Annotated in this window: 8 protein-coding genes; 7 read left to right on the forward strand and 1 reads right to left on the reverse strand. The window is 54.3% G+C overall.

Annotated features, from left to right (window positions below; translation table 11 throughout):
• From FDW87_RS21710 to hemH, 6 genes are all read left to right on the forward strand, one after another.
• A partial coding sequence (locus FDW87_RS21710; protein ID WP_305764063.1) for a DNA polymerase III subunit gamma/tau C-terminal domain-containing protein occupies positions 1 to 601 on the forward strand: 601 nt, incomplete at its 5' end.
• 58 nt (positions 602 to 659) lie between these two features.
• Positions 660 to 989 (forward strand): YbaB/EbfC family nucleoid-associated protein, encoded by a 330-nt coding sequence (locus FDW87_RS03810; RefSeq protein WP_003021764.1) that lies wholly within the window; start codon positions 660 to 662, stop codon positions 987 to 989.
• Positions 989 to 1,594 carry a recombination mediator RecR gene (gene recR / locus FDW87_RS03815; RefSeq protein WP_137379465.1) on the forward strand — a complete coding sequence of 202 codons (606 nt, stop codon included), beginning with the start codon at positions 989 to 991 and terminating at the stop codon, positions 1,592 to 1,594. The genes FDW87_RS03810 and recR overlap by 1 nt, the downstream gene beginning before the upstream one ends.
• Positions 1,595 to 1,704: 110 nt before the next feature.
• Complete coding sequence (gene htpG / locus FDW87_RS03820) at positions 1,705 to 3,579, forward strand: molecular chaperone HtpG (RefSeq protein WP_016152083.1); 1,875 nt, start codon at positions 1,705 to 1,707, stop codon at positions 3,577 to 3,579.
• Between the two features lie 232 nt (positions 3,580 to 3,811).
• Positions 3,812 to 4,456, forward strand: coding sequence for an adenylate kinase (gene adk, locus FDW87_RS03825; protein WP_003021773.1), 645 nt, complete (start codon positions 3,812 to 3,814; stop codon positions 4,454 to 4,456).
• A gap of 180 nt (positions 4,457 to 4,636) precedes the next feature.
• Complete coding sequence (hemH, locus tag FDW87_RS03830; RefSeq protein ID WP_016152084.1) at positions 4,637 to 5,599, forward strand: ferrochelatase; 963 nt, start codon at positions 4,637 to 4,639, stop codon at positions 5,597 to 5,599.
• On the opposite strand, the gene aes is transcribed toward hemH, so the two are convergent.
• The gene (aes, locus tag FDW87_RS03835) at positions 5,596 to 6,555 is read right to left on the reverse strand and encodes an acetyl esterase (protein ID WP_137379466.1); all 960 of its coding nucleotides are present in this window, start codon (positions 6,553 to 6,555) and stop codon (positions 5,596 to 5,598) included. The genes hemH and aes overlap by 4 nt on opposite strands.
• Positions 6,556 to 6,707: 152 nt before the next feature.
• Here aes and FDW87_RS03840 point away from each other — a divergent pair.
• On the forward strand, positions 6,708 to 7,828 hold a 1,121-nt coding region (locus FDW87_RS03840; RefSeq protein WP_252362990.1), incomplete at its 3' end, for an inosine/guanosine kinase.

Raw genomic sequence — 7,828 nt, forward strand, 5'->3', positions numbered from 1 at the left:
TGCTGCGCTGGAAAGACTGGCTTCGGTGTCGGAACGTGTTCAGGCGCGTCCAGCGGTCTCTGCGCTGGAAAAAGCGCCAGCGAAGAAAGAAGCGTATCGCTGGAAAGCGACCAATCCTGTTGCAGAAGTCAAAGAAGTCGTCGCTACGCCGAAAGCGCTGAAAAAAGCGCTTGAGCATGAAAAAACGCCAGAACTGGCGGCAAAGCTGGCGGCTGAGGCCATCGAACGCGACCCGTGGGCCGCACAGGTAAGCCAGCTCTCGCTGCCTAAACTGGTGGAGCAGGTGGCGCTTAATGCCTGGAAAGAAGAGAATGGCAACGTGGTTTGCCTGCACCTGCGTTCCACGCAGCGACACCTTAACTCCAGCGGCGCGCAGCAAAAACTGGCCGAAGCATTGAGTTCCTTAACGGGGTCAACGGTTGAATTGACCATCGTTGAAGATGATAATCCAGCGGTGCGCACGCCGCTGGAGTGGCGTCAGGCCATTTATGAAGAGAAACTCGCGCAGGCGCGTGAGTCGATTATTGCGGATAATAACATTCAGACGCTGCGTCGTTTTTTCGATGCGGACCTGGACGAAGAGAGTATTCGCCCCATTTGATCGTCAGCCCTTACGGTTTGACGGTCGTCATCCCTTAACGTGATTGAGAGAGAAGCCTATGTTTGGTAAAGGCGGTCTGGGTAACCTGATGAAACAGGCCCAGCAGATGCAAGAAAAAATGCAGCAGATGCAGGAAGAAGTCGCCAAGCTGGAAGTGACCGGCGAATCTGGCGCGGGTCTGGTAAAAGTAACCATCAACGGCGCGCATAACTGCCGTCGTGTGGAGATCGATCCAAGCCTGCTGGAAGACGACAAAGAGATGCTGGAAGACTTGGTTGCTGCGGCATTCAACGACGCCGCGCGCCGTATTGAAGAGACGCAGAAAGAGAAGATGGCCTCTGTTTCCTCCGGAATGCAGCTGCCGCCTGGCTTTAAGATGCCGTTCTGATGCAAACCAGCCCGCTGTTAACTCAGCTTATGGAAGCTCTGCGCTGTCTGCCGGGCGTTGGCCCGAAGTCTGCGCAGCGCATGGCGTTCACGCTGCTTCAGCGCGATCGCAGCGGCGGGATGCGTCTGGCGCAGGCGTTAACGAAGGCGATGTCGGAAATCGGCCACTGTGCCGATTGCCGCACATTCACAGAACAGGACGTCTGCAACATTTGCTCGAACCTGCGTCGCCAGGAAAATGGTCAGATTTGCGTGGTGGAGAGTCCGGCGGACATCTACGCCATTGAGCAAACCGGGCAATTTTCCGGACGTTACTTCGTGCTGATGGGACACCTGTCGCCGCTGGACGGTATTGGCCCTGATGATATCGGGCTGGATCGTCTTGAGCAGCGGCTGGCATCTGAGCAAATCAGCGAACTGATCCTGGCGACCAATCCCACGGTCGAAGGAGAGGCGACCGCCAACTATATTGCTGAGCTTTGCATGCAATATGACGTTGAAGCCAGCCGTATCGCCCATGGCGTTCCGGTTGGTGGCGAGCTGGAAATGGTCGATGGCACCACGCTGTCGCACTCTCTGGCAGGACGACACAAGATTAAATTCTGAACAAACGGAGGCCGCGACGGCGGCTTCCGCTTGAAATCCTTCCCGCTTGTCCCCATTTCACCCTCAACCTGTTTTTACCATTGAAAATGGCATTGTTGAGGTAGACCTACATGAAAGGACAAGAAACTCGTGGTTTTCAGTCAGAAGTAAAACAGCTTCTGCACCTGATGATCCATTCTCTGTATTCCAATAAAGAAATCTTCCTGCGTGAGCTTATCTCTAACGCCTCGGATGCGGCAGACAAGCTGCGTTTTCGCGCACTGTCTAACCCGGACCTGTATGAAGGTGACGGTGAGCTGCGTGTGCGTGTTTCCTTCGATAAAGATAAGCGTACGTTGACCATTGCCGATAACGGCGTGGGGATGAACCGTGATGACGTTATCGATCATCTGGGGACCATTGCGAAATCCGGTACTAAATCTTTCCTTGAATCCATGGGGTCCGATCAGGCGAAAGACAGCCAGTTGATCGGCCAGTTCGGGGTTGGCTTCTACTCTGCGTTCATCGTGGCGGATAAAGTCACCGTGCGTACCCGCGCAGCGGGCGATAAACCGGAAAATGGTGTGTTCTGGGAATCTGCGGGTGAAGGTGAGTACACCGTTGCCGACATCACCAAAGACGATCGCGGCACCGAAATCACGCTGCATCTGCGCGAAGGCGAAGACGAGTTCCTTGATGACTGGCGCGTACGTTCCATCATCAGCAAATATTCCGACCATATCGCGCTGCCGGTAGAGATCGAAAAATCCGAAGAGAAAGACGGCGAGACCGTGGTTTCCTGGGAAAAGATCAACAAGGCGCAGGCGCTGTGGACCCGTAACAAGTCGGAAATCAAAGACGACGAGTACAACGAATTCTACAAACATATCGCGCACGACTTCACTGATCCGCTGACCTGGAGTCATAACCGTGTGGAAGGTAAGCAGGAGTACACCAGCCTGCTGTACATCCCGTCTCAGGCTCCGTGGGATATGTGGAACCGCGATCACAAGCATGGTCTGAAACTGTACGTTCAGCGCGTGTTCATTATGGACGACGCCGAGCAGTTTATGCCGAATTACCTGCGCTTTGTGCGTGGCCTGATAGATTCTAACGATCTGCCGCTGAACGTTTCTCGTGAGATCCTGCAGGACAGCACCGTCACCCGTAACCTGCGTAGCGCGCTGACCAAACGCGTACTGCAGATGCTGGAAAAACTGGCGAAAGACGACGCGGAAAAATACCAGACCTTCTGGAAACAGTTCGGCCTGGTGCTGAAAGAAGGCCCGGCGGAAGACAACGCTAACCAGGAAACGATCGCTAAGCTGATGCGCTTCGCGTCCACGCACACTGACTCCTCCGCACAAACCGTGTCGCTGGAAGACTACGTGTCGCGTATGAAAGAAGGGCAGGAGAAAATCTACTACATCACCGCAGACAGCTATGCGGCGGCGAAGAGCAGCCCGCACCTGGAACTGTTGCGTAAGAAAGGCATCGAAGTGCTGCTGCTTTCTGACCGTATCGATGAGTGGATGATGAACTACCTGACCGAGTTCGACGGTAAGGCATTCCAGTCCGTAGCCAAAGCTGACGAGTCCATTGACAAGCTGGCGGATGACGTTGACGAATCGGCAAAAGAAGCGGAAAAAGCGCTGACGCCGTTCGTTGAGCGCGTGAAAACCCTGCTGGGCGATCGCGTAAAAGAAGTGCGTCTGACTCACCGTCTGACCGACACGCCGGCCATCGTTACCACCGATGCGGACGAAATGAGCACCCAGATGGCGAAACTGTTCGCAGCTGCTGGCCAGGCCGTACCGGAAGTGAAATATATCTTTGAACTCAACCCGGACCACGTGCTGGTCAAACGCACGGCGGATACCCAGGACGAAGCGCAGTTCAAAGAGTGGGTTGAACTGCTGCTGGATCAGGCGCTGTTTGCTGAACGCGGCACGCTGGAAGATCCAAACCAGTTCATTCGTCGTATGAACCAGTTGCTGGTGTCCTGATAGCCGTAAGGTAATGCCGGATGATGCTAACGCGTGTCCGGCTTACACCATCTCGTCGATCCCTGGCCGGATACGGTGTTTACACCGCGATCCGGCATTTTCTCTCCTCATTTTTAATTTTCCCACCGTTAACCGTTTCAGCGTCGGGCGTCTTCCTTGAGCCAATTGCGTGATGGTGGTATCGTTTAGCGCTTTTTAAAAAATATCGACAACCTTTAAGGGGATTTTCGTAATGCGTATCATTCTGCTTGGCGCTCCGGGCGCGGGTAAAGGAACTCAGGCTCAGTTCATCATGGAGAAGTATGGTATTCCGCAAATCTCCACCGGTGATATGCTGCGTGCTGCCGTGAAATCTGGCTCCGAGCTGGGCAAACAAGCGAAAGACATCATGGACGCCGGTAAGCTGGTGACTGATGAGCTGGTGATCGCGCTGGTAAAAGAGCGTATTGCTCAGGAAGACTGCCGTAATGGTTTCCTGCTTGATGGCTTCCCGCGTACTATTCCGCAGGCTGATGCCATGAAAGAAGCAGGCATCAACGTGGACTACGTTCTTGAATTCGACGTTCCGGACGAGCTGATCGTTGACCGTATCGTGGGTCGTCGCGTACACGCTGCTTCTGGCCGCGTTTACCACATCAAATTCAACCCGCCTAAGGTTGAAGGCAAAGACGACGTGACCGGCGAAGAGCTGACCACCCGTAAAGACGATCAGGAAGAGACCGTACGTAAGCGCCTGGTGGAATACCATCAGATGACCGCTCCGCTGATCGGCTACTACTCTAAAGAAGCGCAGGCGGGTAACACCAAATACGCGAAAGTTGACGGCACCCAGGCTGTGGCTGACGTTCGCGCAGCGCTGGAAAAAATCCTCGGTTAAGTTTTAGCGCAGTCAATGCCGGATGGCGGTGTCAACACCTTATCCGGCCTACGATTTTATGTAGGCCTGATAAGCGCAGCGCCATCAGGCAAATTCTCGTCTTACCTTTCACAGCAATTAGTTCTTCTTTATCGCTTTTCCGCTACAATTATCAACAATTTGAATCGATAAGAGGCGGTAATGCGTCAGACGAAAACCGGTATCCTGCTGGCAAACCTCGGCACTCCCGATGCCCCAACCCCCGAAGCCGTTAAGCGCTACCTGCGCCAGTTTTTAAGCGATCAACGCGTAGTCGATACGTCACCTGCGCTGTGGTGGCCGCTGCTGCGTGGTGTGATTTTGCCGCTGCGTGCACCACGCGTGGCAAAGCTGTACCAGTCAATCTGGATGGAAGACGGTTCCCCGCTGATGGTCTACAGCAAGGCGCAACAGCAGGCGCTGGCACAACGTCTGCCAAATACGCCTGTCGCGCTGGGGATGAGCTACGGTTCACCGTCGCTTGAAAGCGCGGTCGATGAACTGCTGGCAAGCGGAGTTGAACACATGGTGGTGTTACCGCTGTACCCGCAATATTCCTGTTCTACCGTGGCGGCGGTCTGGGACGAACTGGCGCGAATCTTAGCGCGTAAACGCAGTATTCCTGGCATCTCATTTATTCGTGATTACGCCGATGACAGCAGCTACATTGATGCGCTGGCCAAGAGCGCCCGTGATTCATTTGCTCAACATGGTGAACCCGATTTGCTGCTGCTTTCCTACCACGGCATTCCGCAGCGCTACGCCGATGAAGGCGATGACTACCCGCAGCGCTGCCGCGATACCACTCGTGAGCTGGTTTCAGCGCTTGGCTTGCCGCCGGAAAAAGTGATGATGACCTTCCAGTCTCGCTTTGGCCGTGAACCGTGGTTGACGCCATATACCGATGAAACGTTAAAAATGCTGGCAGAGAAAGGGACCCGACATATCCAGGTCATGTGTCCGGGCTTCGCGGCTGATTGTCTCGAAACGCTGGAAGAGATAGCGGTGCAAAACCGGGAGATTTTCCTTGAGGCAGGCGGTAAGCAATATGAGTATATTCCGGCGCTGAATGCCACACCGGAACATATCGAAATGATGGTTAAACTGACCGCAGCCTACCGTTAAAGCTGCGCTCTGAAGTAACGCGCGCCCTCCCGTAACGCATCGTCGGCGGTTTTCATCATCCGCGAATAGTGCAGGAAGGCGTGCAACGTGCCGGGGTACATTTTGTACTGGCAGGGCTGCTGATGCGCCTGTAGCGTCTGGAACAATAAGCGGCTGTCGTCAATCAGCGGATCAAACTCCGCACCGGCGATAAAACACGGCGGCACGTCGCGCGTCAGGTCGTTATTAAACAGGCAATAGTACGGTGATTCACGATCGTCGGCGCTACGCAGGTACGCGTTTTCGTACATCTGCAGATCCTCGCGAGTTAAACCATCCCAGGCTCCGCCCATTAGCCGTCGGCTCAGTGAATCCTGCAGGCCGTAAAGCCCATACCACAACAGCACGCCAGCCACCTTGCCGCAGGCAATGTGTTTATCCCGCAACCACAACGCGCTGGCAAGCGCCAGCATGGCCCCGGCGGAATCGCCCGCAAAACCAATATGATTCACATTAAGGGAATAATCGCCAGCGTGCTGATAAAAGTACTGACAGACGGCGACAATCTCTTCGATGGCTTGCGGGTAGCGGGCCTCTGGCGCAAGCGAATAGTCGATGCCAATTATCGTGCACTGCGTATAGCGCGCCAGTAAACGCATAATGCGATCGTGGGTATCCAGATTACCGAGAATAAAACCGCCGCCGTGCAGGTAATATAGCGTCGCCTGGCTATGGGGCAGCGGAGCGTAAATTCGTGTGGCAACGGGGCCGCATGCGGTGGAAATAACACATTCTCGGGTATTCATCTGTGGGGCATCGGCATTCCACAACTGCCGTTCATGAATGTAGTGTTTACGCTGGGCCACGAAGTCATCGGCAGCGGGCCACGGCGGTAAATCTTCGCGATGAAAATTCACCACACTTTTCATTTCATCCGAAATGTTGTCGAGTACGGGGATCTTGTTTTCCGGCTTCATAAAGCGCTCCTTGTGAAGGTGAGTTATTGTAGAAATTCATCCCGGATAAACTGCGATCTCACCGTCCGATATTGAAACTCAGCGCCGCATCGCATGCGCAGCGGGGAATGTGCTACCATGCATCGCTCAGCTAACCACCCGTAAAATCGACCATGAAATTTCCCGGTAAACGTAAATCCAAACATTATTTCCCCGTCAGCGCGCGCGATCCGTTGCTGCAACAAATTCAGCCAGAAAATGAAACCAGCGCAGCCTGGGTGGTGGGTATTGACCAGACGCTGGTGGATATTGAAGCCAAAGTTGATGATAACTTTGTAAAACGTTATGGATTAAGTGCCGGGCACTCTCTGGTGATTGCAGATGATGTCGCTGAAGCGCTCTACCAGGAACTGGTGCGTGAAAATTTGATCACCCATCAGTTTGCGGGCGGTACTATCGGTAATACGATGCACAACTACTCCGTGCTGGCGGATGACCGCTCGGTGCTGCTGGGTGTGATGTGCAGCAATATCGAGATTGGCAGCTATGCGTACCGCTATTTATGCAATACCTCCAGTCGTACCGATCTGAACTACCTGCAGGGCGTAGATGGACCGATTGGTCGCTGCTTTACGCTGATTGGCGAGTCCGGTGAGCGTACCTTTGCAATCAGCCCAGGGCATATGAACAAGCTGCGGGCGGATAGCATCCCTGAATCGGTGATTGCCGGAGCGTCCGCGCTGGTGCTGACGTCCTATCTGGTGCGCTGCGAGCCGGGCGAGCCAATGCCGGAAGCGACCATGAAGGCGATCGAATTTGCTAAAAAACACAATGTACCGGTGGTACTGACGCTGGGCACCAAATTTGTCATTGCCGATAATCCGCAGTGGTGGCAGGCATTCCTGAAAGAGCATGTCTCAATTCTGGCGATGAATGAAGAAGAGGCCGAAGCGCTGACCGGCGAAAACGATCCGCTTCTGGCGTCCGACAAGGCGCTGGATTGGGTGGATCTGGTGCTGTGCACAGCGGGTCCGGCGGGTCTTTATATGGCGGGCTTTACGGAAGAAGAAGTCAAACGTAAAACCCAGCATCCGCTGCTGCCTGGGGCCATTGCCGAATTCAACCAGTACGAGTTTAGCCGCGCCATGCGCCATAAAGATTGTACCAATCCGCTGCGTGTGTATTCGCACATCGCACCGTATATGGGCGGTCCAGAGAAGATCATGAATACCAACGGCGCTGGCGACGGCGCGCTGGCGGCATTGCTGCATGATATTACCGCTAACAGCTATCA

This window comes from Citrobacter sp. wls826 (assembly GCF_005281245.1).
Lineage (GTDB): Bacteria > Pseudomonadota > Gammaproteobacteria > Enterobacterales > Enterobacteriaceae > Citrobacter > Citrobacter braakii.